Origin of the sequence: Roseomonas gilardii subsp. gilardii, from assembly GCF_023078375.1 — a bacterium.
Taxonomy (GTDB): domain Bacteria; phylum Pseudomonadota; class Alphaproteobacteria; order Acetobacterales; family Acetobacteraceae; genus Roseomonas; species Roseomonas gilardii.
The window spans coordinates 3,860,906-3,886,723 of the sequence record NZ_CP095554.1 but is presented as its reverse complement, the minus strand read 5'-3'; the positions used below and the strand labels follow the sequence as shown (position 1 = coordinate 3,886,723).

Below are 25,818 nucleotides of genomic sequence, written 5' to 3'. Positions count from 1 at the left end.
GGGCAAGGGCGCCCAGAATGGGGGGCGTGTATACCGGCGCGACGCAGTTGCGAGATGATAGGGTTGCGCATCCCGTCATTGGTCCGATGCTTGCAGGCACCCCCGCAGACCACGACGCGGATTCCCTGGAGAAGCCCATGCGCCTGCCTGGTTCGACCTGCCGCCTGACCCTCGCGCTCTGCCTGTCGGCCCTGGCGGCCATGCCCGTTGCCCGGGCGCAGGGCAATGCGAGGCCGGGTGGCGAGATGGTGCTCCTCGCCTATGTCGGGGTGTTCAAGGACAATTATTCCCAGGTGGTGGTGCAGCCCTTTTCCCAGGCCAGTGGGGTGACGGTTCAGTATACCGATCCCGGCCTCGGCGGGTCCGCCCAGATGCTGGGCACGTTGCGGGCGCAGAAGGCAGACCCGCAGGTGGATGTGGTGATCATGGACGCCAGCACCGCTGCCGCCGCCTGCGCGGAAGGGCTGGTGGAGCCGCTGACGCCCGAGATCCTTCCGGTGCTGAAGGAACTCGACGAACAGGCCAACAAGGTGGGCAATGGCTGCGGCCCGGCGGTGACCTATGACCACCTGACGCTGATCTACGATGCCGAGGCGATCAAGGCGGCGCCGGCGCGCTGGATGGATCTCGCCAGGCCGGAATACAAGGGCAAGTCCTCGCTGAGCGCGCCGCCCGACATCCAGGGCATGGCGCTGACGGCGATCCTGGCGCACAGCGCCTCGGGCGACTGGAAGAACATCGGCGCCGCGATCCCGCTGCTGAAGCAGATCGTGCCGAACGTGCAGACCTTCCAGCCGAGCCCGGATGCCTATTCCATGGTGCTGAGCGGGCAGATCGCCTTCGGCACCGGCTGGAACGCGCGCTCGCAGCTCTATCACGACCAGAGCAAGGGCAAGCTGGGCGTGGTGATCCCCGCGGAGGGCACGGCCTTCCAGATCAACACGATCAACATCGTGAAGGGGGCGAAGCACCGGGAGCAGGCCATCGCCTTCCTGAACCACGCGCTCTCCGCCGGGCCGCAGGCGGCCTTCACCGACCGCATGTTCTACGGCCCGACCAATCTGCAGGCGCAGAGGGAGGCCAGGGCGATCGGCCGCACCGCCCTGGCCCCGGAATACCGCAGCCGCATCGTGCCGATCGACTGGCTGGAGGCGGTGAAGCTGCGTGACAACTGGAACCAGCGCTGGAGGCGCGAGGTGATGACGGCGGCCACGCGCTGATGGGGGCTCATCCGGCGCCCGCTCATCTGGTCCTGGAGCGGTTGACCCGCCGCTTCGGCGCGGGCGGCCCGCTGGCGGTGGACCATGTGTCGCTGGAACTGCCGAAGGGGGCGCTGCTGGCCCTGCTTGGCCCCTCCGGCTGCGGCAAGACCACGACGCTGCGCATGATCGCGGGGCTGGAGCAGCCGGATTCCGGCCGTGTCGTGGTGGCGGGACAGGATGTCACCGCCCTGCCGCCGCACCGGCGGAACATGGGGGTGGTGTTCCAGTCCTATGCGCTCTTCCCGCATATGAGCGCGCTGGCCAATGCGGGCTTCGGGCTGGAGATGCGCGGCGTCGGGCGCGCGGAGCGGCTGGCCCGGGCGCGCGAGGCGCTGGAGATGGTGGGGCTGGGCGCCCTGGCCGACCGCAAGCCCCGCGCCATGTCGGGCGGGCAGCAGCAGCGCGTGGCCCTGGCCCGGGCCCTGGCGATCCGCCCCGACCTGCTGCTGCTGGACGAGCCGCTCTCGGCGCTGGACGCCAAGCGGCGGGAGGAGGTGCGCGACGAGATCCGCGCCCTGCAGCAGCGGCTCGGCACCACGGCGGTCTTCGTCACCCATGACCAGAGCGAGGCGCTGGCCATGGCCGACCTCGTCGCGGTGATGAAGGATGGGCGGATCGAGCAGATGGCGCCGCCGGAGGAGGTCTTCGAGAAGCCGGCGACGCGCTTCGTGGCGGGCTTCGTCGGGCGGGCCTCGCGGCTTTCGGGCGCGGTGGAGCCGGGCGGGGTGTTCCGCGCCGGGGGCGCCGCCCTGCCGGTGGCGGCGGGGCATCCGGCCGGGGCGGCGGAGGCTTTCCTGCGGCCGCACCGGGTGCGGGTGGTGCCGGAGGGCCAGGCGCCGGAGGGCACGGTGCTGCTCGACGGGCGGGTGCTGCGGCGGACCTATAGCGGCGAGATCGTCTGGCTGGAGGCCGAGACCCCGGCCGGGCCGGTGCAGGCGGAACTGCCCGCCTACGATCCCGGCGCCGCGCTGCGGGTGGGGGATGCGGTGCGCCTCGCCCTGCGGCCGGAGGACCTGCGGGTGTTCCCCGCGTGACCGGATGGCTGCTGAGCGCCCCCGCACTGCTGGTGCTGGCGCTGGCCTTCCTCTGGCCGATGCTGGGCCTCTTCCGCATCAGCCTGAACCGCACCGCCGAGACCGGGGCGATGGAGGCGGCGCTGACCGCCGAGACCTATGCCAAGGTGACGGGGGACCCGTATTACTGGGGGCTCGCCTGGGACACGCTGGTGCTCTCCGCCGGGGCCTCGGCCATCGCCGCCGCGCTGGCGCTGCCGGTGGTGCTGCTGATCCGCCGGGCCTCGCCCCGCTGGCGGGCGCCGCTGGCGCTGATGGCGGTCTCGCCGCTGCTGATTTCCGGCACCGCGCGGGTGGTGGGCTGGCGGGCGATCCTGGGCGATCTCGGGCTGATCAACGTGGCCCTGGGCTGGTTCGGCCTGACCAGCGCCCCGGTGCCGCTGATCAACAACTGGACCGGCGTCTGGATCGGGCTGGTGGAAAGCCTGATGCCCTATGCGGTGCTGGTGCTGATCGCCGGGCTGGGGCGGCTCGATCCCCGGCTGGAGGAAGCCGCGGCGACGCTGGGGGCGGGGCGGAGCCGCACCTTCCTGCGGGTGACGCTGCCGCTGGCGGCGCCGGCGCTGGGCGGGGCCTTCCTGCTCGGGCTGGTGCTGGGCATCTCCGCCTTCATCACGCCGCGGCTGATGGGCGGCGGGCGGGTCTTCACCGTGGCGACCGAGATCTATGACCAGGCACTGACCACGGTGGACTGGCCGGTGGCGGCGGTGCTGGCGATGCTGCTGCTTCTGGCCCTGCTGGCCGTGATGCTGCTGCGCGGGGTGCTGGCCGGCATGGCGAAGCGGACCCAGGCGGGGGAGGGCCGGGTGGCATGAGGGCGGTGACGGAAGCGGGGCCGCTGCTGCGGCTCTTCGCGGTCTGCGGCTATCTGCTGCTGCTGGGGCCGGCCGTGGTGGTGCTGGTGGTGTCCTTCAGCGCCGGCAACTACCTGACCTTTCCGCCGCCGGGCTTCTCCCTGCGCTGGTACGAGGCCCTGCTGGCCAATGGGCCGCTGATGGGCGCGCTCGGCACCAGCCTGATCCTGGGGCTGATCGTCGCGGCGCTGGCGCTGCTGGTCGGCGGGCCGGCGGCCTATGCGCTGACGCGGCTGGATTTCCCCGGCAAGGGGGTGGTGGCCGGCCTGCTGGCGGCGCCGCTGCTGCTGCCGACGCTGGTGCTGGGGCTGGGGCTGATGCTGGCGCTTCAGCCGATGCGGCTGATCGCGACCTGGCCGGGGCTGGCGCTGGGGCACAGCCTCGTGGCCATCCCCTTCGCCGTGCGGATCATGGCGCAGGCCTTCGCCGCCGTACCGCGCGAGGTGGAGGAGGCGGCCTGGACGCTGGGCGCCACGCCGCTGCGCGCGGCGCTGCGGGTGACGCTGCCGATCGCGGCGCCCGGGGCGGTGGCGGCGGGGGCGCTGGCCTTCCTGGTCTCCTTCGACGAGACGGTGATCAGCCTGTTCCTGGTGGGGCCGCGCCTGACGACCCTGCCGGTGGCGATGTTCCAGTACACCGAGAGCCGGTCCGATCCGCTGGTGGCGGCCCTGGCCATGGCGCTGATCGTCGTGGCGCTCGCGGTGGTTCTGTTGGTGGAGCGGCTGGTGGGTTTCCAGCGCGCGCTTGCGAAGGAGTGAGGTGAGGATGCCGAAATACGTCGTGGAGAAGAGCGCGCCGCAGATCAGCGCCGAGGTGATCGCGCTGCTGGAGCAGACGGAGACCGCCACGGTCGGCCACTGGCGCCACTGGGGCTTCGTGGACCGGGGCGTGCAGCCGCTGCTGCGCCACAAGCGGGTGGCGGGTACGGCGGTGACGCTGCAGATCCCGGGGCCGGATTCCACCCTGCTGCACCATGCGCTGGGCCTGCTGCGCCCCGGCGACATCCTGGTGGTGGACCGGCTGGGCGATGTGCGCCACGCCTGCTGGGGCGGCGGCGTGACCGTGGCGGCCAAGGCGGCGGGCGCCAGGGCCGGCGTGGTGGATGGGCCCTGCACCGATCTGGAGGAGGTGGAGGCCAGCGACTTCCCCCTGTGGTGCCGGGGGCAGGCGCCGATCACCACGCGGATCTATGACCTGGGCGGGCGGCTGAACGTGCCGGTCTCCATTGGCGGCGTGGTGGTGTCGCCGGGCGATGCGGTGCTCTGCGACGAATCCGGCGTGCTGGTGCTGCCACCCGCCGAGGCGGAGGCCGAGGCCCGCGAGGCGATCACCCGGCAGGAGCGCGGGATGAAGACCCAGGCCCGGGTCGCGGCGGGCGAGAAGCTCGGCGAGATCAGCGGCGCCACGGCGAAGGTGCTGGCCGGGCTGGGCTGAGCCGGCTGGAAGAGGGCCGGGGGGAGGATGTCAACCCTCCCCCTTTCCTCGCATCTGCGGCATGGAGGCGGGCTTTCCAAGGCTTCACGCACGGCATGGGGTTTCCGTGGTTTCGTCCTGGCATCCGGCCGGGGGAGCCGGAGAATCTCAGGGAAGACACCCAATGTCTCTGCGTCACATGTTCCTGGCCCTCGCGGCCGCGGGCCTGGTCACGGTCTCCGTGCCGGCCTTCGCGCAGTCCACCGACAGCAGCGCGCCCGCCACGACGGCGGCGCCCGCCGCCAGCCCGGCGACGACGGGGGCGAAGCACAAGTCCACCACCCACCGCACACAGCGCAGCCACTCCACGCGGCATCACACGACCAAGCCCGCCACCAGCAACGACTGAACGGCCGACGGGCTCCGGGGCCAGGGCGGCCCCGGGGCCTGAGGCGGTGAAGCAGGGGTCATGGCAGCGGCCCGGCGCCGCGACCGTGCCACGCGGCCTGGGCATGGCACGCCATCTTCCGGCGCGTGGAAGCGGCCCCATATGACACCGGTGTCACGACGCCCGCGACGCCATGCCCCACCGGAAGACAGGTTGCCGCCACCCGCCCCGGCCTGGGCGGAAGAGGGGAGGGGCCTGTCTGTGCCCTGTGCCTGCGGCCGATCCCGGCCCATGCGCGCTCCAGCCGGCATCACCTGATCCCGCGCCTCAAGGGCGGCACGCATAAGGGGACGGTGCGGCTGCACCAGATCTGCCACAGTGCCATCCATGCCCGTTTCGGCGAGGCGGAGCTGGCGCGGCACTTCGCCTCCCCGGAAGCCTTGCGGGGCGAACCGAGGCTGGCGGATTTCCTGCGCTGGATCGCAGGGAAGCCACCGGATTTCCACGCCCCCACCCGCATCCCGCGAGGGGGAGCCCAGGGTGGCACTCCCGGCCGGGGCGGGCGGCGACGCTGAACCCCGGCGGCCGCCGATCTCGATGCCGATGCTCGACGCTACGGAGCCGAGCCGGTAGAACCGGCCGCAAATCCTTCCACGTTCTGCCTGAAAGACCGCGCCATGGCCGCCTACCAGTATGTCTATGTGATGAAGGATCTCACCAAGTCCTATCCGGGCGGGCGCGAGGTCTTCAAGGGCATCACCCTGAGCTTCCTGCCCGATGCCAAGATCGGCGTGCTGGGCCCGAACGGCGCCGGCAAGTCGACGCTGATGCGCATCATGGCGGGGCAGGATAAGGAATATGGTGGCGAGGCCTGGGCGGCCGAGGGCGTCCGCGTCGGCTATCTGAGCCAGGAGCCGCATCTCGACCCCGACAAGACGGTGGGCGAGAACGTGATGGGCGCCTTCGCCGTGGTGCAGGCCGACCTCGCGCGCTTCAACGAGATCTCGATGAAGTTCGCCGAGGAGATGACGGACGACGAGATGAACGCCCTGCTGGCCGAACAGGCCGAGCTGCAGGAGCGCATCGACGCCGCCAATGGCTGGGAGATCGACCGCACCGTCGAGATCGCGCTCGACGCGCTGCGCTGCCCGCCCTTCGACAGCCCGGTGACCAACCTCTCGGGCGGCGAGCGCCGGCGCGTGGCGCTGTGCAAGCTGCTGCTGGAGAAGCCGGAGCTGCTGCTGCTCGACGAGCCGACCAACCACCTCGACGCGGAGAGCGTGAGCTGGCTGGAGAAGACGCTGCGCGAGTATCCGGGCGCGGTGCTGGTGGTGACCCACGACCGCTACTTCCTGGACAACGTGACCAACTGGATCCTGGAGGTCGATCGCGGCCGCGGCATCCCCTATCAGGGCAACTACTCCGCCTATCTGGAAGCCAAGCGCAAGCGGCTGAAGCAGGAGGAGAAGGAGGAGAGCTCCCGCCAGCGGCAACTGGCCGAGGAGCAGGAATGGATCGGGCGCAGCCCTTCCGCCCGCCAGGCCAAGAGCAAGGCGCGCATCCAGGCCTATGAGGAGCTGCTGGCCAAGAGCCTGGAGAAGGCCCCCGACCCGACCGAGATCCAGATCCCGCCCGCGCCGCGCCTGGGCAACACGGTCATCGTGGCGGAGAACATCCGCAAGGGCTTCGGCAACCGGCTGCTGATCGACGACCTGTCCTTCAAGCTGCCGCCCGGCGGCATCGTCGGCGTGATCGGCCCGAACGGCGCCGGCAAGACCACGCTGTTCAAGATGATCACCGGCGCGGACCAGCCGGATTCCGGCCGGATGATCGTCGGCGAGTCCGTGCAGCTCGGCTATGTGGACCAGAGCCGCGACAGCCTGGATGACAAGCGCACCGTCTGGCAGGAGATCTCCGACGGGCAGGACATGATCACCATGGGCAAGCGGTCCGTGCCCTCGCGCGCCTATTGCGCCGCCTTCAACTTCAAGGGCGGCGACCAGCAGAAGCCGGTGGGCGTGCTCTCGGGCGGCGAGCGGAACCGGGTGCATCTGGCGAAGATGCTGAAGAACCCGCACAATGTCCTGCTGCTGGACGAGCCGACCAACGACCTGGACGTGGACACGCTCCGCGCGTTGGAGGAGGCGCTGCAGGACTTCGCGGGCTGCGCGGTCATCATCTCGCATGACCGCTGGTTCCTGGACCGGCTGGCCACCCATATCCTGGCCTTCGAGGGCGACAGCCACGTGGAGTGGTTCGAGGGCAACTACCAGGCCTATGAGGCCGACAAGAAGCGACGTATGGGCGCCGCGGCCGACGAGCCGCACCGGATCAAGTACCGGCCCCTCACGCGCTGAGCGCGTGAGGGACGGCCTCCCGTCCTCCTTCCGGTGAACCCGCCGCCTCGCCCGATCCGCGGGCAGGGCGGCGGGGCCGGTGCCCTGGTGTCACGACGACGATGTTCCATTCCTCCGATTCCCTGCGGCTGTCCCGGCTGGTCCGGACGCCGCGCCTCCTGCTGCTGCCTGTCGGCTGGGAGAACCTGCCCGAACTGACCGCCCTGAAGGCGGATGAACGGGTCTTCGGCATCATGCTGCACGGGGTGCGAAGCCCGGAACGCACGCGGGAGGAGATGGAGGACGACATCGACTTCTGGACGGTGCGCGGCTACGGCACCTGGTGCGTCCACCGGCAGGAGGACGAGGCCTTCCTCGGCATCACCGGGCTGATGGAGCGCCCGGACGGGCGCGGCGTGGCACTGCGCTTCGCGCTCTGGCCGGAATGCCGGGGGCAGGGCTATGCGCGGGAGGCTGCCGGCGCCGCCCTGGCCTTCGGGCACCGGGCGGGGCTGGAGCGGATCATCGCCGTGGCGCGGGAGACCAATGAAAGCTCCCGCGCCGTGCTGGGCAGCATCGGCATGACCCAGGCGGACAGCTTCCTGCACAAGGGCCACCGGATGATGGTCTATGAGAGCCGCCGGAAGGACGGAGGCGTGGCTGCCTGACCGGGTATCGCCGGGGGCAATGGAACACGCGAACGTGAAATGGCGAAGCCGCGCTTCGGATCGCTTAACGAACGGAGCGACCCGCCGGTCCGGGGACCGACGTTCTCCTGCTCCCGAGGAGACAAGGATGTACAAGCCTTTGCTGATCGCGAGCTGCCTGGTTTCGCTCGCCGCCTGCAGTGGCCCCGACCGGCCGGTGCCGCAGGCCGACCGCTCGCCGAGAGATAGCCTGAACAACAACTTCAACCCGACGACCCAGGCCATGCCGGGCGCGACGCCGCGCGACGACAGCGGCAGCGGCTCCCAGGCCCGGGGCGGGCCGGGGACGGGCTCGATCCGCTGATCCAAGGCCCCACCGGCCTGGCATCCAGGCCGATGGGGGTGCCGATCCGGCTCAGCGCCCTTCCTGGGCCTGGAGCTGGGCGATCTGCTGCTTCATGGCATCCAGCAGGGCGGCGACCCGGCCGCCGTTGCGGCTGATCACAGAGGAATACTCGGAACGCTGGGTCAGGCGCAGCGAGGCGCCCTCCGCGATCACGTCCACGATCTTCGGCTGTCCGCCGACATCGCTCACCCGCCAGTCGAGCGTGAAGGGGGCGGTGCTGGGGCGCTCGATGATGGTGTTCACCAGCACGTCGTCCTCCGTGCGCTGCTGCGCGCGGCCCAGCGAGAAGCGGACGCCCTGGTATTCGCCGAAGCGGGACGACAGGTTGCGGATCAGCGTCTCCTCGAAAAGGCGCATGTATTCCTGCTGCTCCGCCGGGCTGGCCTGACGCCACCAGCGGCCCAGGATGAAGCGGCCGACGCCCTGGATGTCCACGGCGCGGCGCAGGATGCCCGCCACCTGCTGGCGGCGCTGGGCCACCGGGGCATTGGCGTTGATCGCGGCCACCAGCTCCTGCCCGGTGCTCTGGATGAAGGCGGTGGCGCGGCCCGGGTCCACGGACTGGGCCAGCGCCGGATGGCGGAGGGCCAGTGCCGCGGGCAGGGCCAGGGCGGCCAGGAGGAGCGGGCGTCGGGTCATGGGGCTCGTCATATCGTCTTCCGCGGTTCTCTGTCGGCCGGAGAGGGGTCCAGGCCAGGGGCTTGGTTCCCGGGGGCCGGCGCCGGTGTCCCGGACGGCCTCGCGGGCCGGACCTGCGGTCCGGTGGGGCCGCTCGGTCCGGGCCGCCTGCCCGGATCTGTGGGTAAAGCGGTTATCGGGTCGCGGGTTTGCCACCCCTCGGCAGGTTCTTCCAGAGGCTCCCGGCAAGGGGCCTCTGGCGGAGGGGGCCACGCGCCTCAGTTCGCGGGCAGGCGGGAAGGCTGGGCCGGCCTCGTCTTGTCCAGGCTGGGCGCGGCGCCGGGGACGCGGGTGCCGACGCCGATGCCCGTGCTGGCGGCGGCCGGGTTGGCGGGGCCGGGGGCCGGGGCGGCGCCGGTGCTGGCGATCTGCGCGTTGCGCTGCTGGCGGTAGCCGGAGCGGTAGGTCGCGTAGGGATCGAGGCTGGTGCGGTTGACCGCGTCGATGGTGTCGATCAGCCTTTCGCGCGTATCGAGCCCGCCCAGCACCGGCACGCCATAGTCATAGGCGTAGTTCAGCCCATCATTGCCGAAGGTGAGATAGGTGAAGGGGTTGGCGGCGATGCCGGCGCCATAGCCGGTCAGGTCGCGCGGGTTGCTGGGGCCCACCAGCGGAATGAAGAGATAGGGTCCCTCGCCGATTCCCGCCTTGCCAGCGGTGATGCCGAAGTCCGCGTCATGCGCGGGCAGGCCGAGGCTGGCCGCCACGTCGAAGAGGCCGCCCAGTCCAACCGTGCTGTTCAGCATGAAGCGCGTCAGCGTGTCGCGGGCGCGGCCGACCTCGCCCTGGGCCACGTCATTGATGAAGATGACCGGCGATTTGAGGTTGCCGATGGCGTTGTGGATGCCGTCGCGCACCGGCTGCGGCAGCACGGCGCGGTAGCCCAGGGCGGCGGGGCGCAGGGCGTATTTGTCGATACCCTGATGCACATCGAACATGGCGCGGTTGAAGGGTTCGATCGGATCGTTGGTCTGCTCGAACTCCGCGACCGCCTCCGGGTCGGACGGATCGGGGCGCGTGGCGCAGGCGCTCATGCCCAGAACCAGCGTGATGGCCAGAAGGCGGAAGGAACGCATTGTGTCGGACAGGCTCCGATGAGGCATCGTTTGAAGATTCGCCTTACCACCGGGCAGCGGAAGGACGAACCTCGGGAAGGACAAGATATCGCGACAGGATGGCGGTTTCGCCCCGTGATGTCCCGCCGAAAAGCCGCCGGAGCCAAAAAGGAGACGGTGCCACCCGGGAACGGACAGGCTATGAGGGGCGCATGAACCATGTCGCGACCCCCGGCGCCGGCGCCTCCGGTGCCAGCCCCGGCCTTGAACCAGGCGTCAATCCGCTGGGACGCTGGCTGACCGGGCCGCGTTTCGGCGCGCTGCCCGCCCCGGCCGCGCTGCCCGCCCCGGCCCTGTCCTTCGAGTTCTTTCCGCCGCGGACCGAGGCGCTGGAGAACCAGCTCTGGGCCTGCATCCGGCGGCTGGAGCCGCTGGCGCCCCGATTCGTGTCCGTGACCTATGGCGCGGGCGGCACCACCCAGGCGCGGACCCATGCCACCGTGTCGCGGATCGTGCGGGAGACCGCGCTGACCCCGGCGGCGCACCTGACCTGCGTCGGTGCCTCGCGCGGCGAGGTGGACGAGGTGGCGCGGCAGTACTGGGATGCCGGGGTGCGGCATATCGTGGCGCTGCGCGGCGACCCGCCGGCCGGGGCCTCCGACTACGTGCCGCATCCGCAGGGCTATGCCTATGCGGCGGATCTGGTGGAGGGACTGCGGCGGATCGCGCCCTTCGAGATCTCGGTGGCGGCCTATCCGGAGACGCATCCGGCGGCGGCCTCGGCCGATGCCGACCTGGACAACCTGAAGCGCAAGATCGATGCGGGTGCGACCCGGGCGATCACCCAGTACTTCTTCGACAGCGAGACCTTCCTGCGCTTCATCGACCGGGCGCTGGCGGCGGGCATCTCCGTGCCGATCGTGCCGGGCATCATGCCGGTCTCGAACTTCAATCAGATGCGCAACTTCTCCGCCCGGATCGGCGCCTCGGTGCCGGACTGGATGGGGGCTCTGTTCGAGGGGCTGGACGACGACATCGAGACCCGCCGCATGGTGGCGGCGGTGGTGGCGGCGGAGCAGGTGCGGCTGCTCCAGGCCAATGGCGTGGACGAGTTCCACTTCTACACGCTGAACCGGCCGGACCTGACCTATGCCATCGCCCATATCCTGGGCGCGCGCCCGGCGGAGCCGGCCGGGCCGGCCAGCGAATCCGGCCCCGCCGAGGAAGCGAAGGCCGAGGCCGCGGAGCGGCAGGCCGCCGGTTCCGCCCAGGACTGAAGCTTGGCTGAACCCCGGTTGAACCCCTGGCCGGCGGCGCGGCCGGGGCGCCTGGGGAAGCCTCTCTTCCGGCCCCGCCCCGGAGAGGAGCATTGCTCTTTCCCCGGGCGCGGAGGCATAGCCGCAGATCAATCCCTCCCGGCCCGCCGCCGCTCCGACCGGGGCAGTGGCGGGCGGAGCCTCTCTCCGGAGACGAGACCGGCATGGACCTCACAGAACTCGCCGCGCGCGCGCAGCAGACCCTCCGCGACGCGACCATTCCGGAACTGCCGAACCACTATCGCGGCAAGGTGCGGGACAATTACGACCTGCCGGACGGCAAGCGCATCATCATCGCGACGGACCGGATCAGCGCCTTCGACCGCATCCTGGCCGCCATCCCCTTCAAGGGGCAGGTGCTGACGCAGACGGCGCGCTACTGGTTCGAGGCGACGCGCGACATCTGCCCGAACCATGTCATCGAATACCCCGACCCGAACGTGGTGGTGGGGCGGAAGCTCTCCATCCTGCCGGTGGAGGTGGTGGTGCGCGGCTATCTCGCCGGCACGACAGGCACCTCGATCCTGACCCTCTACAAGAAGGGCCAGCGGCGGATGTACGGGCATGTCCTGCCCGACGGGATGCGCGACAACCAGAAGCTGCCCGAGCCGATCATCACGCCCACCAGCAAGGCCTTCGACGGCGGGCATGACGAGCCGCTGACGGCGGGGGACATCGTGGCGCGCGGGCTGCTGTCGAAGAGCCAGTGGGAGACGCTGAGCGAGTACGCGCTGAAGCTCTTCGCCCGCGGGCAGGAACTGGCGCGGGAGCGTGGGCTGATCCTGGCGGACACGAAATACGAGTTCGGCACGGACACGGACGGCAACATCGTGCTGGCGGACGAGATCCACACGCCGGACAGCAGCCGCTACTGGCTGCTCGGCTCCTACCGGACGCTGTTCGGCAAGGGGGAGAAGCCGGAAAGCTTCGACAAGGATTTCGTGCGCAACTGGGTGGTGGCGCGCTGCGACCCCTACAAGGACGAGATCCCGGAGATCCCGCAGGAGGTGATCCTGGAGACCGCTGCCGTCTATATCCGGGCCTTCGAGATGATCACCGGGCAGCGCTTCCAGCTCCCGCCCGCGGGCGAGGACGTGCTGGCGCGGGTGCGGCGGAACCTGGCGGGGTACTTCCCGAAATAGGTGGGCGGGCGGGCGGCGAGGGGGCGCCAGGCTTCCTCGACCGCGTTCTCCTGGCGTTCTATATCCTGTCGCGTGCGCCCCGCCCTTCCGATCCTCCTCGCCCTGCTCCTCCTGGCCGTCGCGGCGCCCGCCCGCGCCGCCTGCAACGACCTGCCCGCCCCCGGGGTGGACTGGCGGCGCTGCCTGCTGGACGGGCGGGACCTGCCGGAGGCCGAACTGACGGGGGCGGTGCTGCGCGATGCCAGCTTCTCCCGCGCCAACATGGTGGGGGCGGTGCTGCGGGGGGTCGACGGGCAGCAGGCCCGCTTCGGCTCCGCCCTGCTGAGCCAGGCGGATCTGGGCGGCGCCAACCTGCGCCGGGCTGACTTCACGCGGGCGATGCTGGACGGGGCGAAGCTGAACGGGGCAGACCTGCGGGGCGCCCGGCTCTTCCGGGCCGATCTGAGCGGCGCGGACCTGACGGGCGCGGTGCTGGACGGGGCCGACCTGTCCTCCGCCCGGCTGGACGGGGCGCGCTGGACGGATGGCACGCGAATCTGCGGGGCCGGATCGATGGGACGCTGCCAATGAGCGACAGCCGCGACGTGACGCCCATGGCGGGTGGCGGGCTGCGGGACCTGCCGGAGCCCGACTACCTCAGCAAGCTGAACCCGGAGCAGCGGGCGGCGGTGGAGACGGTGGACGGGCCGCTGCTGGTGCTGGCCGGGGCGGGGACGGGCAAGACGCGGGTGCTGACCACGCGCTTCGCCCATATCCTGATGACGCGCCGGGCCTTCCCGAACCAGGTCCTGGCCGTGACCTTCACCAACAAGGCGGCGCGGGAGATGCGGGAGCGCGTCTCCCATATCCTGGGCCGCCCGGCGGAGGGGCTCTGGCTCGGCACCTTCCACGCGCTCTGCGCCCGGATGCTGCGGCGGCACGCGGAATATGTCCGGCTGACCTCCTCCTTCACCATCCTGGACACGGACGACCAGCTCCGCCTGCTGAAGCAGGTGATGGAGGCGGCGGGCGGCATCGACCAGAAGCGCTGGCCGGCCCAGGGGCTCATGGCGGTGATCCAGCGCTGGAAGGATCGCGGCCTGACGCCGGAGCGGGTGACGCCGGCGGAGGACAGCGACTTCGCCAATGGCCGCGCGCGGCAGATCTACGAAGCCTACCAGTCCCGCCTGCGCGACCTGAACACGGTCGATTTCGGCGACCTGCTGCTGCACATGACGGAGATCCTGCGCACCCAGCCCGAGGTGCTGGCGCAGTACCACCGCAGCTTCCGCTATATCCTGGTGGACGAGTACCAGGACACCAACACGGTGCAGTATCTCTGGCTGCGCCTGCTGGCGCAGGGGCACCGGAACATCTGCTGCGTGGGCGACGACGACCAGTCGATCTACTCATGGAGAGGCGCGGAGGTGGAGAATATCCTGCGCTTCGAGAAGGATTTCCCCGGCGCGCAGATCGTGCGGCTGGAGAGTAACTACCGCTCCACGAAGCCGATCCTGGCCGCCGCCGCCGGGCTGATCGCGAAGAACGAGGGCCGGCTCGGCAAGACGCTCCGCCCCGGACGCAACGATGCGGAGGGCGAGAAGGTCCGCGTCGTCTCGCTCTGGGACTCCGAGGAGGAGGCCCGCATGGTGGGCGAGCGGATCGAGCAGGCACAGCGCGACGGGATCAGCGCGGGCGAGATGGCGATCCTGGTGCGCGCCGGCTTCCAGACGCGCGCCTTCGAGGAACGGCTGATCGTGCTCGGCGTGCCCTATCGCGTGGTGGGCGGGCTGAAGTTCTACGAACGGGCCGAGGTGCGCGACGCCATGGCCTATATGCGCATCCTGCACCAGCCGAGCGATGACCTGGCCTTCGAGCGTATCGTGAACACGCCACGGCGCGGCGTCGGCGACAGCGGGCTCCAGCACATGCATGTGGCGGCGCGCGAGCAGGGCATCCCGCTCGCCGTGGCGGCGGAGCAACTGGCGCGCACCGATGCCTTCCGCCCCAGGCCGCGCGCGGCGCTGCGCGAGCTGTTCGACGGGTTCAGCCGCTGGCGGGAGATGCTGGCGCGCGAGGGGCATGTGGTGACGGTGGCCACCATGCTCGACGAGAGCGGCTACACGGAGATGTGGAAGCAGGACAAGTCGGCCGAGGCGCCGGGCCGGCTGGAGAACCTGAAGGAACTGCTGCGCGCGATCGGCGAGTTCGAGAGCCTCGCGGGCTTCCTCGACCATGTGGCGCTGGTGACCGAGAATGACGAGAACGCCCCGGAGGCCAAGGTCTCCCTGATGACGCTGCACGCGGCGAAGGGGCTGGAATTCGACCTCGTCTTCCTGCCGGGCTGGGAGGAGGGGCTGTTCCCGCACCAGCGTGCCCTGGACGAGGGCGGGACCAAGGGGCTGGAGGAGGAGCGGCGCCTCGCCTATGTCGGCATCACCCGGGCGCGGAAGATGGCGGTGATCAGCCATGCGGCGAACCGGCGCATCTACAACAACTGGTCGGCCGCCATCCCGTCGCGCTTCCTGGACGAGCTGCCGCGCGAGGCGGTGGAGGTCGAGGGCTCCTCGGCGATGCAGCGGCAGCGCATGGCGACGGCGCCCAGCGTCTTCGCGCATGGTCCCATCAGCGCCGGACGGCCACGGATCATGGAGGCCAAGCTTTCCGAGAAAGGCGCCTGGGAGGTGCAGGCGCGACCGGCGCGCAAGGATGCCATGACCGTCGGCACCCGCGTCTTCCACCAGAAATTCGGCTACGGACGCGTGACCCGGGTGGAGGATGACCGCCTGGACGTGGATTTCGAGAAGACCGGCAGCAAGCGCGTGCTGGACCGTTTCGTGGAGCGCGCCTGATGAGCAGCGAGACCGCCATCCAGCAGAAGCCCGGCCACTGGCCGACCCAGGGCAACACGCGCTGGGCCATTCCGCTGGAAACGCTGGTGCTGACCGGCATCCCGGACGAGGCGGTGCCCTATTACGAGGCGGCGCTGGAAAGCCTCTGCCGCACCGTCGGCTATTTCCGCGAGCCACCGCTGGAGGAGACCTGGCGGCTGGAAGGCGTCTGGGAGCAGAACGGCGACGAGGCGGCGTTGAGCGCGGCGCTGGCCCTGGCGGCGGCGGTCTCGGGCTTCGATGCCGGGGAGCCGGAGCGCTATCCGACCGAGGCGGAGGGCTGGCTGGCCCGCACCGTGGAGGCCTTTCCGGAGCAGGAGCTGGGCCGGCGCTTCATCATCCGCCCGACGCATCTGCCAAACCCGCGGGAATGGCGGCGCCTGGTGCTGCGGCTGGATGCCGGGCTGGCCTTCGGTTCCGGCGAGCACGAATCCACTCGCGGCTGCCTGCTGGCCTTCGAGGCCGTGGCCTATCGCAGGCCGCGCCGCATCCTGGACCTGGGCACGGGTTCGGGCATCCTGGGCATGGCGGCGGCGAAGCTGCTGCACCGGAAGGTGCTGGCCACGGATATCGAGCCCTGGTCGGTGCGGGTGGCGGCCGAGAACGGGGTGATGAACGGGCTGCGCGGGCTGTTCCGGGCGGAGCTGGCGGATGGCTGGCGCGATCCGGTGGTGCGGAACGGGCGCTACGACCTCGTCTTCGCCAATATCCTGGCGCGCCCGCTCTGCGCCATGGCGCGCGATCTCGCCACGCATCTGCGCCCCGGCGGCACCGCGATCCTGGCCGGTCTGCTCGGCACCCAGGTGCGGATGGTGCTGGCGGCGCATCGCCGCTGCGGGCTGGTGCTGGAACGGCGGATCGACCTCGGACAGTGGTCCACCCTGGTCCTGCGGAAGCGTTGAGAGCAGCCTATCCCGCAGTGCAGCAAAAGGGGCGGAATTTTTCTGGCACCAGCGGCCGGGCACGAAAAAGGGACGGCGAACCGTCCCTTTTTGCTGTGACTGGCGAAATTCCATGCGGAAGACGCAAGCCTGATGCCGGCGGGATGCCCGCCGGCCCGTGGCCTCAGGCCGCGGCGCGCTTGCCGCCGAAGTCGTTGGCCGGACGCGACACCGGGGCGCGGGCGGCCACCTTCTCCTGCTGCGCCATACGGTCGAACAGGTGCGGGATGTCGGCGCGGGTCAGGCCGATATCGGCCAGCTCGCGATCCGTCAGCTCCTGCAGCTCGGCCATCGCGCGGCGGCGCTGCAGGCCCTCGGAGAGACGCAGGGTCAGGCTGCGGAACCAGCGGCCGATCCCGCTGTCGCTCTGCTGCAGGGCCTGCTGGCGCAGGGCCTGGACGCGCTCGGCCTGGGCATTGGCGGGCATCGGCATCATCAGGGCGGCTTCGGTCTGGTTGATCCGGGTATTCATGACTAGCGTTCCTTTCGCGGCGCGGTTCGGGGCGGTGGGTCGTTCTGTCTTCGACTCGCTTCGCCGTGCCGCGCTTGATGCAAAGCAACATAAGCGCGCCCGCCGCTTTTGCTCGTGCGGATCTGGCTGCTGAGATATGCGCCCAGGTCATGAAATAGGAGCGAAACATGTCGTTTACGAAGGTCGCGGTCTCGTGAGCGCTGTCACGGGTGAAACGGCATCCCCGGTAGCCCCTCCGGCAGCCAGGCTGGAGGCCCTGCGCCGGAATCTGGCCGGCCTCGGGGTGGAGGGTTTCGTGGTGCCGCGCTCGGACGAGTATCTGGGCGAATACGTGCCAAGCTCGGCGGAACGCCTGGCCTGGCTCACCGGCTTCACGGGCAGCGCCGGGCTGGCCATCGTCCTGCCCGAACGGGCGGCGGTCTTCACCGACGGGCGCTACACCACCCAGGTGGCGGCGCAAACCGACCCGGCCCTCTGGGAACGGCGGCACATCACCGAGGAGCCGGCGGTGGACTGGCTGCGGGAGCATGCGAAGGGCCGCCGCATCGGCTACGACCCCCGGCTGATGCCGGAATCAGCGGTGGAGAAGCTGGCGGCCTCCGGTGCCGATCTGGTGCCGCTGGACAGCAATCCCCTGGATGCCGCCTGGAGCGACCGGCCCGCGCCGCCCATGGCGCGCGCCCTGCCGCAGGCGGCGGAACATGCCGGGCAGAGCGCGGAGGAGAAGCGCGAGGCGGCCGCCGCGGCGCTGCGGGCGGCGGGCGAGGATGCGGCGATCCTGGCCGATGCGCACAGCACCGCCTGGCTGCTCAACATCCGGGGCGGGGATCTGGAGCACACGCCGCTGGCGCTGTCCCAGGGCGTGCTGCGGGCGGATGGGACGGTGGACCTGTTCATCGCCCCGGCCAAGCTGGACGAGGCGCTGCGGGCGCATCTGGGCAATGCCGTGGCACTGCGCGCGCCGGAGGAATGGCCGCAGGCGCTGAAGGCCCTGGCGGGCAAGCGGGTGCGGGTCGATCCGGACCTGACGCCGGCCTGGTTCGCCATGCGGCTGCGTGAGGCCGGGGCGAGCGTGGTGGCGGGGGAGGACCCGGTGCGCCTGCCCCGTGCGCGCAAGAACATGGTGGAACAGGCAGGTGCGCGGGCGGCCCATGCGCGGGATGCGCTGGCGCTGGCGCGCTTCCTCTGCTGGTTCGCCCGGGAGGCGCCGCGGGGCGGGCAGACCGAGATCACGGCGGCCAGGAAGCTGCTGGAATTCCGCCGGGCGCTGCCGCTGTTCCGGGCGGAATCCTTCCCCGCCATCTCCGGCGCCGGGCCGAACGGGGCGATCGTGCATTACCGGGTGACGCCGGAAACGGACCGGGCGATCGGGCGGGACGAATGCTACCTGATCGACAGCGGGGCGCAGTTCCTCGACGGCACCACGGATGTGACCCGCACCCTGTGGAGCGGGCCGGGCGAGGCGCCCCCGGAGCTGCGGGAACGCTACACGCGGGTGCTGCGCGGCCACATCGCCCTGGCCACGCTGACCTTCCCCAAGGGCGTGGCCGGGCCGCACCTGGATGCCATCGCGCGGCGGCCGCTCTGGGATGCGGGGCTCGACTACGACCACGGCACGGGGCACGGGGTGGGGTCCTTCCTGTCCGTGCATGAGGGGCCGGTGGCCTTTTCCCGGGCGGCGAGGCCGGTGCCGATCGAGGAGGGGATGATCCTGTCCGACGAGCCGGGCTTCTACCTGCCCGGGGCCTATGGCATCCGCATCGAGAACCTGCTGCTGACGCGCTCCGCGGGGCAGGGGCTCTCCGGGCGGCCCTGGCTGGGCTTCGAGACGCTAACCCTGGCGCCCTATGAGCGCCGGCTGATCCTGCCGGCCCTGCTGACGCCGGCGGAGCGGGAGTGGGTGGATGTCTATCATGCCCGCGTGGCGTCGGAGGTGGCGCCGGGCCTGGAGCACGAGGTGGCGGCCTGGCTGCGAAGGGCCTGCGCGCCGCTCTGAGCGGGGAAGGGGGCGCGCGTGCCATCCGCCGCCGGGCGGCTTGCACCCTCCTGCGGCAGGGTCTAACCCTGCCGCACCGCAAAATCGGGCCCCGGCCGGTTCCGGCATGTTTCGTGCCTGCGCCCGCCGCATGAGGCCAGCGGGATCACCACAGGGATCATCACAGGGATCACCACGCCGATGTAGGCTGTGCTCGCAACAACGACATGCTTCGATCCGCCGCACGATGCGGCGGCCCATGATCGCCTGTTGCGAGCGAAGGCCGGGGATCGGCGGGGGGAGGCCGGGCCTGGGGCGCGGATGGTTCCCGGCCGTCCTCCGCATCCCGCGCGTGACACGGCCCAAGGAACCGGGACCGTCATTCCCCCCATGAGCCTCCCATGAGCTTCGACCTCGCACGCTACCGGGCCGAATGGACCGGCGGCAGTCTCCACCGCGAAATCCTGGCCGGCATGGTCGGCACCTTCGCCCTGATCCCCGAGGTGATCGCCTTCTCCTTCGTGGCCGGGGTCGATCCGGAGGTGGGGCTCTTCGCCTCCTTCGTGATCGGCATCGTGATCGCCTTCACCGGCGGCCGGCCGGCCATGATCTCGGGGGCCGCCGGCTCCGTCGCGCTGGTGGCGGCGGCGCTGGTCTCGGCGCACGGGCTGCCATACCTGCTGGCCGCCACGCTGCTCTGCGGGGCGATCCAGGTGGTCTTCGGCCTGCTCAGGCTCGACGTGCTGATGCGCTTCGTCTCGCGCTCGGTGCGGACGGGCTTCGTGAACGCGCTGGCCATCCTGATCTTCTCGGCACAGCTGCCGCAGATGATGGACGTGACCTGGCACACCTATGCGATGATCGCGCTGGGGCTGGCGATCATCTACCTCGTGCCGCGCGTGACCCAGGCGATCCCTTCGCCGCTGATCTGCATCCTGGTGCTCACCGCCCTCTCCATGGGCCTGGACATGCCGCTGCGCACCGTGACGGATCTGGGGCGCCTGCCGGACTCCCTGCCTTCCCTGGTCTGGCCACAGGTGCCGCTGAACCTGGAGACGCTGCGGATCGTCTTCCCCTATGCGCTGGCCATGGCGATGGTCGGGCTGCTGGAATCCATGATGACCGCCGGGGTGGTGGACGACTGGACGGAGACCAACAGCTCCAAGCGCGCCGAATGTACCGGGCTCGGCATCGCCAACATCGCCGTGGGCGCCTTCGGCGGTATCGCCGGCTGCGGCATGATCGGACAGACCGTGGGCAACCTGCGCTATGGCGGGCGGGGGCGGCTCTCCACCCTCGTGGCGGGGGCCTTCCTGCTGGTGCTGATGGTGCTGCTGCGCCCCTGGGTGGCGCAGGTGCCGGTGGCGGCGCTGGTGGCCATCATGATCATGGTCTCGGTCAGCACCTTCTCCTGGTCCTCGCTGCGGGACCTAGCGGCGCATCCGCGCCTGTCCAGCCTGGTGATGCTGGCCACCGTCGCGGTGGTGGTGGTGACGCACAACCTGGCGCTGGGCGTCTTCGTCGGCGTGCTGCTGAGCGGCGTCTTCTTCGCCTTCAAGGTCATGCGGCTGCTGCAGGTGGAGGAGCGGTACGACGAGGCCAGCCGCACCCGGACCTATACGGTGAGGGGGCAGGTCTTCTTCGCCTCCGCCGAGATGTTCGCCGATGCCTTCGACCTGCGCGACGCGGTGGCGCAGCAGGTGGTGATCGATCTGACCGGGGCACATCTGTGGGACATCACCGCCGTCGGCGCGCTGGAAGGCGTGGTCAACAAGATGCGCCGCCACGGGCTGCGCGTGGAGGTGATCGGGCTGAACGAGGCCAGCGCCGGCATGGTGGAACGGCACGGGCGGTTCAGCCCGGCGGAGATGTGAGGCCCCGGGACGGGCAGGGGGGCGGCGTTCCGCCTCCCTCTACCGCCGGTCGAGCAGCAGGCGCAGCCCCAGGCCCAGGAAGATCGTGCCGGCAAGGCCGTTCAGCCAGCGGGTGGCGCGGACGGAGCGGTTCAGGCTGCTGACTGCCCGGCCGGCGCCGGCGATCAGCACGGCGAAGAGTGGCAGGCCCAGGAGGGGCAGGAGCGGGCCCAGCAGCAGCATCTGGAGCCAAGCCGGGGCGAGGCCCGGTGCCACGAACTGCGGCAGGAAGGCCAGGAAGAACAGCGCGACCTTGGGGTTCAGCAGGTTGGTCAGCATGCCCTGGAGCACGATGCGGCCCTGGCCCCCGAGCCGTGTGTCCCGGGGGCGGGAGCCCGGCTCCAGGGGCTGGACGGCGGGGGCGAGGCCCGCCTCGCCGCGCCAAGCGGCCCGCAGCGCCCCGAAGCCCAGCCAGACCAGATAGGCGGCGCCGGCAAGGCGCAGCAGGGTGAAGAGCATGGGCTCCGCCGCCAGGATGGCGGCCACGCCCAGCGCGGCGGCCGTGATGTGGCAGAAGGCGCCGCAGACGATGCCCAGCACCGCCGCCCAGCCCCGCTGCGGTCCGCCGGACAGGGTCTGGCCCAGTACGAACATCATGTCCGGCCCCGGTGTCAGCACCAGGACGAGGCAGGCCAGCAGATAGGCGGCGAGCAGGGCGGGATCGAGTGGCATGGCAGCCGCTTTCTGCGCCGGGTGACGCCGCGGGTCCAACGCATAATTCTGATCCCCGGCATCAACGCCGCTGCTGCCCGCCGGCCCGGCTCGGCCCTGCCAAGCCCCGCCCTGGGGGCAGGGCCGAGTGGAGGGAGTGGCATTGGTAGCGGCTGTGCCGCGATGCAATATTGCGTGCCGCGCCGCACCCGCGAAAGGAAACGTCTTCCCTCCACCGCCGGAGCGCGGGTGCCCGAGCCATGGACGTTTGATGATGACCGAGAACGCGACAGACCGAAGCCTGACACGCCAGGACGCCAAGACCCTCGCCCTCGCCTCGCTCGGCGGCGCTCTCGAATTCTATGACTTCATCATCTACGTCTTCTTCGCCACGGTCATCGGCAAGCTGTTCTTCCCGGCCGACATGCCGGTCTGGCTGGAACAGATCCAGACCTTCGGGATCTTCGCCGCCGGCTATCTGGCGCGGCCCCTGGGCGGCATCATCATGGCGCATTTCGGCGACAAGACCGGCCGCAAGCGCATGTTCTCCCTTTCCATCCTGATGATGGCGGTGCCGACGCTGCTGATCGGGCTGATGCCGACCTATGCCAGCATCGGCTATGCCGCGCCGCTGCTGCTGCTGGTGATGCGCGTCTTCCAGGGCGCCGCGATCGGCGGGGAGGCGCCGGGCGCCTGGGTCTTCGTGGCGGAGCATGTCCCGGCCAACCGCGTGGGCCTGGCCTGCGGCCTGCTGACCGGCGGGCTGACCGGCGGCATCCTGCTGGGCTCGCTGATGGCGACGGCGATCAACCTCGCCTACACGCCGGCCGAGATCATGGGCGGCGCCTGGCGCATCCCCTTCCTGGTGGGCGGCGTGTTCGGGCTGATCGCCATGTACCTGCGCCGCTGGCTGCACGAGACGCCGGTCTTCGAGGCGATGCGCGCCCGCAAGGCGGTGGTGCAGGAGATGCCGCTGAAGCAGGTGCTGCGCGGCCATGGCGCCTCGGTGGTGATCTCCATGGCGGTGACCTGGATGCTGACCGCGGCCATCGTGGTGGTGATCCTGATGACGCCCGCCCTGATGCAGCGCCTGCACGGCATTCCGGCGACCACGACGCTGATCGGCAGCAGCCTCGCGACGCTGACCCTGACGATCTGCGCCGTGCTGGTGGGTGTGCTGCTGGACCGGTTCAACACGGTGGCGGTGGCGCTGGTGGGGACGGTGCTGCTGATCGCCTCGACCTATGCGCTCTATGTCGGCACAGCGGCGAATCCGGGCCATCTGGTGCCGCTCTATGCCCTGGCCGGCGCGGCGGTGGGGATCATCAACGTGGTGCCCTATGTGATGGTGCGGGCCTTCCCGGGAGCGGTGCGCTTCACCGGCGTCTCCTTCTCCTACAACGTGGCCTACGCGATCTTCGGCGGCCTGACGCCGCTGGCGGTGACCATGCTGGTGACGGCCGACAAGATGGGGCCGGCGCATTACGTCGCCCTGGCCGCGGTGATCGGCCTGATCGCGGTGGTGGCCAATGGCATGCGCCGCGCCGCCGCCTATGCCCCGCCCGTCGCGGCGGAGTGATCCCGGGCACCGCGGGCAGTCCTGCGGAAAAGAGGGCGGAGGAAGGGGCGGGACCCGCGGGTTCCGCCCTTCGCATGTCCGCCCCTCCCTCAATGCCGGAGCGGCCGGGATTGCAAGGCCGGGATTCCTGTCGCCTTCTATGCCCCGAATCCCGCCGGGGCCTCCGGCGTGGGGAGATGGAGGAGCTTGGACATGGCGGATCTGGTGATCGTCGCCTACCCGGACGAGCAGACGGCCGAGGCCGCACGGCAGAAGCTGCTGAGCCTGCAGAAGGAATACCTGATCGAGATCGGGGATGCCGTGGTCGCCGTCCGCCAGCCGGACGGGAATGTGAAGCTGAACCAGCTCGTGAACACCACCCTGGCGGGCACGGCCTCCGGCGCGCTCTGGGGTACGCTGATTGGCCTGCTCTTCCTGAACCCGCTGCTGGGCACCGCTGTCGGCGCCGGGGCGGGGGCGCTGAGCGGCTACTTCACCGATGTCGGCATCGACGACAACTTCCTGAAGGATGCCACCCAGGCGCTGCCGCCGGGCGGCGCGGCGCTCTGCGTGCTGGTGCGCAAGGTCACGGCGGACAAGGTCCTGCCGGCCATGGCCGAATTCGGCGGGACGGTGCTGCGGACCAATCTGACGGCGGAGCAGGAGAACAGGTTGCGCGAGGGGCTGAAGACGGCGGGCTGACCCGCCGCATCGCTTCCGGAATGGGGGCCGGGGCCATGTGGCGCCGGCCCTCCGCCTCGGCAAGGACCGCTGGCGGGGGCTTTCCGCTTCGTCGCGGGCCGGTCAGCCTTCGTCCAGGCAGCGGCCCAGATCGAGGGCCGCATCGGGACCATCCACACCCCTGTTACGCCCTGGCGCAGTTGGGACAGGCCTCACGCCGGACAGGAAGACACCCAGGACGCGCCCATCCTCGCTCACCCCGGCCTGCCGGGGGCTGACGGCATCCGGCGTTTCCAGCAGCAGCGTCACCATCGAGCCCGGGGCGGCATCGCGCCAGGGCAGGAAGACCCGCTGGACCTTCGTGAATTCGAGCGCGAGCTGGCAGGTCCGGCCTCCGGCGTCGCGGAGGGTGACGCGCTGCGGCGCGCCGCCGGGCGGAACATAGGCCGAGAGCGTCAGGATCGCGCCCAGCGTGTCCGGCCTGACGGGGACGCGCATCACCGCGGATTCGCCCAGGGACCAGCGTCCCCCGCGCTCACGGAAGGACCAGCCGAGCAGCTCGGCCCGCTGTGGCCGGGGCCGGAAGGCGATGGGCTGGCAGGCGAGGCCGAGCCGGGGCAGCGCGTCCCGGTAGGTCGCCAGATAGGTCGCCCGGCTGGCGCCGCCCGGGTCCGTCGGCCAGAGAACGGCGCGCGACAGCGCCTGCAGCACCAGCGGATCGCGCCCCATCCGGTCCGGCACCCGGCAGGACGTTTCGCGGAGCAGGTCGAAGGCGCCTTCCTTTTCCGCCATGACCCGGGCGGAGGCACGGTTGTGCAGGAAGGTGGCGCTGCCGAGCAGGCCCAGGCAGGCCGCGCAGAGCAGCGTAGCCTGCCGGGTCCGGGCGGGGCCATGCCGCGCCGCGCCACGGAGCAGCAGGGCGAGGCCGATGGCCAGGGCGATGCCCAGGCTCAGCGCCGAGAGGCGGGAGTCGACATAGGTGCAGTCCCCGTGCCGGCACCAGGACTGGTACTTCTGGGTGAAGGCATGGGCGAGCGTATTGAGCCAAGCCCAGGCGAGGCAGGCGAGCAGGACCCGGACGGCCAGCCGGGCGTCCAGGCGCGCGGCGAGTTCCGGCAGCAGCCGCGCGGCCAGCCAGGCCCCCGAGGCCAGCAGGAGGATAGCGGGCGCGATGTCCTCCGGCGACGGGACGGCCAGGGACAGATGCGGGAAGACGGTGCCGTTGACGATGTGCAGGAGTTGCAGGCGGAGGATGTCGGCCAGCGGCACGGCCTCCGCGATCGTGCCCGGATAGTGGCTCGGGAAGATCAGGCGGTAGCCGAAATGGACGGAGGCCGAGGCCAGCAGCGCCGCCCCGTGCAGCCACATCTCCCGGCCACCGCGCGCCCGGGCCGTCATCAGCGCCAGCACGGCCAGCCCCAGCCCCTCCACCAGCGCGTATTCCAGCAACAGGGTCGCGGCGAAAAGGCCCAGGAAGGCGGCCAGGGCGGCCGGCGCGGAGATTCGCCCGGCGCGGGCCAGCTGGAGATGGATCGCCAGCAGGGCCAACAGCGGCAGGGTGAGCATCACCGGATAGGCATTGGGCGGCAGGTGATGCGCCGCCATCGGCAGGATGCAGGCCGTGAGCAGCAGCGCGGCGCGGGTCAGCGGCAGCCGGAAGCGCCGGGCGAAGAGGTGGCAGAAGCCCAGCAGCGTCAGGCCAAAGCAGAAGACCACCAGCAGCCGGCCCCAGGCGTATTCCGGCAGCATGGTTCCCAGCAGCACCAGCGGCATGGCGGGATACATGCCGATGCGTCCCTGGTCCTCCGCGATCCGGGTGAGGCGGGCAACGAGATCCCAGGGCGAATCCAGCTCGGTCAGGGTGACGTACTGCCAGAAATTGTCGTCGGCAGCCTGGTGGAAGGCAGACAGGAAGGGCAGCAGCTGGATCACGACGAAGGCGAGCAGCACGACATCCGGCACATGGCGTGCCAGGCGGTCCGTCAGGAAGCGGCTGCCGCTTCGTGTCCCGGCGGAAGGCTGGGCGTCCGGCAGGCGCGGCAGGGCCTTCCGGCCGGAGGCTGGCGCCAGTTCGCTGGCCGTGCGGGAGCTGGGGGAGCCAGCCCGTTGCCAGCGGCCCGTCGCGGTGAAGCCGGACAAGGGAGGAATGCCTTCTTATTGAGAATGACGATCAATTACATTAAAGCT

24 protein-coding genes are annotated in these 25,818 nt (G+C 70.8%); 19 read left to right on the top strand and 5 right to left on the bottom strand.

The features are described 5' to 3' along the window. The first annotated feature begins 137 nt into the window (after positions 1-137). The 10 genes from MVG78_RS17900 (at position 138) to MVG78_RS17855 (ending at position 8,337) form a co-directional block, all read left to right on the top strand. Positions 138-1,220: an ABC transporter substrate-binding protein gene (locus MVG78_RS17900; RefSeq protein WP_247554165.1), complete on the top strand. Its 1,083-nt coding sequence runs from the start codon at positions 138-140 to the stop codon at positions 1,218-1,220. Continuing rightward, entirely contained in the window at positions 1,220-2,296 is a 1,077-nt protein-coding gene (locus tag MVG78_RS17895) for an ABC transporter ATP-binding protein (RefSeq protein WP_247554163.1), read from the top strand. The genes MVG78_RS17900 and MVG78_RS17895 overlap by 1 nt, the downstream gene beginning before the upstream one ends. Beyond that, positions 2,293-3,150, top strand: coding sequence for an ABC transporter permease (locus MVG78_RS17890; RefSeq protein ID WP_247554161.1), 858 nt, complete (start codon positions 2,293-2,295; stop codon positions 3,148-3,150). The genes MVG78_RS17895 and MVG78_RS17890 overlap by 4 nt, the downstream gene beginning before the upstream one ends. Further along, complete coding sequence (locus tag MVG78_RS17885; RefSeq protein ID WP_247554159.1) at positions 3,147-3,947, top strand: ABC transporter permease; 801 nt, start codon at positions 3,147-3,149, stop codon at positions 3,945-3,947. Before MVG78_RS17890 ends, MVG78_RS17885 begins: the two co-directional genes overlap by 4 nt. 7 nt (positions 3,948-3,954) lie before the next feature. Beyond that, a complete protein-coding gene (locus tag MVG78_RS17880; protein ID WP_247554157.1) occupies positions 3,955-4,623 on the top strand; it encodes an RraA family protein in 669 nt (222 codons plus the stop codon). A gap of 163 nt (positions 4,624-4,786) precedes the next feature. Beyond that, on the top strand, positions 4,787-5,011 hold the full coding sequence (locus MVG78_RS17875) for a hypothetical protein (protein WP_247554155.1): 225 nt from the start codon (positions 4,787-4,789) through the stop codon (positions 5,009-5,011). Between the two features lie 332 nt (positions 5,012-5,343). Beyond that, complete coding sequence (locus MVG78_RS17870) at positions 5,344-5,565, top strand: hypothetical protein (RefSeq protein WP_247554154.1); 222 nt, start codon at positions 5,344-5,346, stop codon at positions 5,563-5,565. Between the two features lie 102 nt (positions 5,566-5,667). Further along, the gene (gene ettA, locus MVG78_RS17865; protein ID WP_247554152.1) at positions 5,668-7,347 is read left to right on the top strand and encodes an energy-dependent translational throttle protein EttA; all 1,680 of its coding nucleotides are present in this window, start codon (positions 5,668-5,670) and stop codon (positions 7,345-7,347) included. A gap of 101 nt (positions 7,348-7,448) precedes the next feature. Further along, positions 7,449-7,994 (top strand): GNAT family N-acetyltransferase, encoded by a 546-nt coding sequence (locus tag MVG78_RS17860; protein WP_247554141.1) that lies wholly within the window; start codon positions 7,449-7,451, stop codon positions 7,992-7,994. A 127-nt stretch (positions 7,995-8,121) separates the two neighbouring features. After that, positions 8,122-8,337 (top strand): hypothetical protein, encoded by a 216-nt coding sequence (locus tag MVG78_RS17855; protein WP_247554139.1) that lies wholly within the window; start codon positions 8,122-8,124, stop codon positions 8,335-8,337. A gap of 51 nt (positions 8,338-8,388) precedes the next feature. On the opposite strand, the gene MVG78_RS17850 is transcribed toward MVG78_RS17855, so the two are convergent. Together MVG78_RS17850 and MVG78_RS17845 are read right to left on the bottom strand one after the other, a co-directional pair. Then, positions 8,389-9,018, bottom strand: coding sequence for an MlaC/ttg2D family ABC transporter substrate-binding protein (locus MVG78_RS17850; protein WP_247554137.1), 630 nt, complete (start codon positions 9,016-9,018; stop codon positions 8,389-8,391). A gap of 257 nt (positions 9,019-9,275) precedes the next feature. Further along, positions 9,276-10,133, bottom strand: coding sequence for an MlaA family lipoprotein (locus tag MVG78_RS17845; RefSeq protein WP_247554135.1), 858 nt, complete (start codon positions 10,131-10,133; stop codon positions 9,276-9,278). A 191-nt stretch (positions 10,134-10,324) separates the two neighbouring features. On the opposite strand from MVG78_RS17845, the gene metF reads away from it, so the two are divergent. The 5 genes from metF to MVG78_RS17820 all read left to right on the top strand — a co-directional run bounded on the left by metF (position 10,325) and on the right by MVG78_RS17820 (position 16,342). Further along, entirely contained in the window at positions 10,325-11,389 is a 1,065-nt protein-coding gene (metF, locus tag MVG78_RS17840; RefSeq protein WP_247554133.1) for a methylenetetrahydrofolate reductase [NAD(P)H], read from the top strand. 203 nt (positions 11,390-11,592) lie between these two features. Further along, positions 11,593-12,570, top strand: coding sequence for a phosphoribosylaminoimidazolesuccinocarboxamide synthase (locus MVG78_RS17835; RefSeq protein WP_247554113.1), 978 nt, complete (start codon positions 11,593-11,595; stop codon positions 12,568-12,570). A gap of 72 nt (positions 12,571-12,642) precedes the next feature. Continuing rightward, positions 12,643-13,140, top strand: coding sequence for a pentapeptide repeat-containing protein (locus MVG78_RS17830; protein WP_247554111.1), 498 nt, complete (start codon positions 12,643-12,645; stop codon positions 13,138-13,140). Continuing rightward, positions 13,137-15,401: an ATP-dependent helicase gene (locus MVG78_RS17825; protein WP_247554109.1), complete on the top strand. Its 2,265-nt coding sequence runs from the start codon at positions 13,137-13,139 to the stop codon at positions 15,399-15,401. The genes MVG78_RS17830 and MVG78_RS17825 overlap by 4 nt, the downstream gene beginning before the upstream one ends. Continuing rightward, positions 15,401-16,342 carry a 50S ribosomal protein L11 methyltransferase gene (locus MVG78_RS17820; protein ID WP_247554107.1) on the top strand — a complete coding sequence of 314 codons (942 nt, stop codon included), beginning with the start codon at positions 15,401-15,403 and terminating at the stop codon, positions 16,340-16,342. The genes MVG78_RS17825 and MVG78_RS17820 overlap by 1 nt, the downstream gene beginning before the upstream one ends. Before the next feature lie 163 nt (positions 16,343-16,505). On the opposite strand, the gene MVG78_RS17815 is transcribed toward MVG78_RS17820, so the two are convergent. Next, positions 16,506-16,853 (bottom strand): DUF1127 domain-containing protein, encoded by a 348-nt coding sequence (locus tag MVG78_RS17815; protein ID WP_247554105.1) that lies wholly within the window; start codon positions 16,851-16,853, stop codon positions 16,506-16,508. Between the two features lie 193 nt (positions 16,854-17,046). Here MVG78_RS17815 and MVG78_RS17810 point away from each other — a divergent pair, with 193 nt between their 5' ends. Next, positions 17,047-18,849, top strand: coding sequence for an aminopeptidase P family protein (locus tag MVG78_RS17810; RefSeq protein ID WP_247554103.1), 1,803 nt, complete (start codon positions 17,047-17,049; stop codon positions 18,847-18,849). A 380-nt stretch (positions 18,850-19,229) separates the two neighbouring features. Further along, the gene (locus MVG78_RS17805) at positions 19,230-20,702 is read left to right on the top strand and encodes a SulP family inorganic anion transporter (RefSeq protein WP_247554101.1); all 1,473 of its coding nucleotides are present in this window, start codon (positions 19,230-19,232) and stop codon (positions 20,700-20,702) included. A 39-nt stretch (positions 20,703-20,741) separates the two neighbouring features. Here the strand turns inward: MVG78_RS17805 and MVG78_RS17800 are convergent, their stop codons facing one another. After that, positions 20,742-21,413: a LysE family translocator gene (locus tag MVG78_RS17800; protein WP_247554099.1), complete on the bottom strand. Its 672-nt coding sequence runs from the start codon at positions 21,411-21,413 to the stop codon at positions 20,742-20,744. Between the two features lie 250 nt (positions 21,414-21,663). Between MVG78_RS17800 and MVG78_RS17795 the strand changes: the two genes are divergently transcribed. Continuing rightward, positions 21,664-22,971 (top strand): MFS transporter, encoded by a 1,308-nt coding sequence (locus tag MVG78_RS17795; RefSeq protein WP_247554097.1) that lies wholly within the window; start codon positions 21,664-21,666, stop codon positions 22,969-22,971. A gap of 192 nt (positions 22,972-23,163) precedes the next feature. Next, positions 23,164-23,652: a DUF1269 domain-containing protein gene (locus MVG78_RS17790; RefSeq protein ID WP_247554095.1), complete on the top strand. Its 489-nt coding sequence runs from the start codon at positions 23,164-23,166 to the stop codon at positions 23,650-23,652. A gap of 102 nt (positions 23,653-23,754) precedes the next feature. On the opposite strand, the gene MVG78_RS17785 is transcribed toward MVG78_RS17790, so the two are convergent. Continuing rightward, positions 23,755-25,770: a hypothetical protein gene (locus tag MVG78_RS17785; protein WP_247554093.1), complete on the bottom strand. Its 2,016-nt coding sequence runs from the start codon at positions 25,768-25,770 to the stop codon at positions 23,755-23,757. Between the last annotated feature and the right edge of the window lie 48 nt (positions 25,771-25,818).

Excerpts from the sequence above, each read along its gene's own strand:
- MVG78_RS17900 (WP_247554165.1), top strand. The coding sequence starts at position 138 with ATGCGCCTGCCTGGTTCGACCTGCCGCCTGACCCTCGCGCTCTGCCTG.
- MVG78_RS17895 (WP_247554163.1), top strand. The coding sequence starts at position 1,220 with ATGGGGGCTCATCCGGCGCCCGCTCATCTGGTCCTGGAGCGGTTGACC.
- MVG78_RS17885 (WP_247554159.1), top strand. The coding sequence starts at position 3,147 with ATGAGGGCGGTGACGGAAGCGGGGCCGCTGCTGCGGCTCTTCGCGGTC.
- MVG78_RS17880 (WP_247554157.1), top strand. The coding sequence starts at position 3,955 with ATGCCGAAATACGTCGTGGAGAAGAGCGCGCCGCAGATCAGCGCCGAG.
- MVG78_RS17875 (WP_247554155.1), top strand. The coding sequence starts at position 4,787 with ATGTCTCTGCGTCACATGTTCCTGGCCCTCGCGGCCGCGGGCCTGGTC.
- ettA (WP_247554152.1), top strand. The coding sequence starts at position 5,668 with ATGGCCGCCTACCAGTATGTCTATGTGATGAAGGATCTCACCAAGTCC.
- MVG78_RS17860 (WP_247554141.1), top strand. The coding sequence starts at position 7,449 with ATGTTCCATTCCTCCGATTCCCTGCGGCTGTCCCGGCTGGTCCGGACG.
- MVG78_RS17855 (WP_247554139.1), top strand. The coding sequence starts at position 8,122 with ATGTACAAGCCTTTGCTGATCGCGAGCTGCCTGGTTTCGCTCGCCGCC.
- MVG78_RS17850 (WP_247554137.1), bottom strand. The coding sequence starts at position 9,018 with ATGACCCGACGCCCGCTCCTCCTGGCCGCCCTGGCCCTGCCCGCGGCA.
- MVG78_RS17845 (WP_247554135.1), bottom strand. The coding sequence starts at position 10,133 with ATGCGTTCCTTCCGCCTTCTGGCCATCACGCTGGTTCTGGGCATGAGC.
- metF (WP_247554133.1), top strand. The coding sequence starts at position 10,325 with ATGAACCATGTCGCGACCCCCGGCGCCGGCGCCTCCGGTGCCAGCCCC.
- MVG78_RS17835 (WP_247554113.1), top strand. The coding sequence starts at position 11,593 with ATGGACCTCACAGAACTCGCCGCGCGCGCGCAGCAGACCCTCCGCGAC.
- MVG78_RS17825 (WP_247554109.1), top strand. The coding sequence starts at position 13,137 with ATGAGCGACAGCCGCGACGTGACGCCCATGGCGGGTGGCGGGCTGCGG.
- MVG78_RS17820 (WP_247554107.1), top strand. The coding sequence starts at position 15,401 with ATGAGCAGCGAGACCGCCATCCAGCAGAAGCCCGGCCACTGGCCGACC.
- MVG78_RS17815 (WP_247554105.1), bottom strand. The coding sequence starts at position 16,853 with ATGAATACCCGGATCAACCAGACCGAAGCCGCCCTGATGATGCCGATG.
- MVG78_RS17805 (WP_247554101.1), top strand. The coding sequence starts at position 19,230 with ATGAGCTTCGACCTCGCACGCTACCGGGCCGAATGGACCGGCGGCAGT.
- MVG78_RS17800 (WP_247554099.1), bottom strand. The coding sequence starts at position 21,413 with ATGCCACTCGATCCCGCCCTGCTCGCCGCCTATCTGCTGGCCTGCCTC.
- MVG78_RS17795 (WP_247554097.1), top strand. The coding sequence starts at position 21,664 with ATGATGACCGAGAACGCGACAGACCGAAGCCTGACACGCCAGGACGCC.
- MVG78_RS17790 (WP_247554095.1), top strand. The coding sequence starts at position 23,164 with ATGGCGGATCTGGTGATCGTCGCCTACCCGGACGAGCAGACGGCCGAG.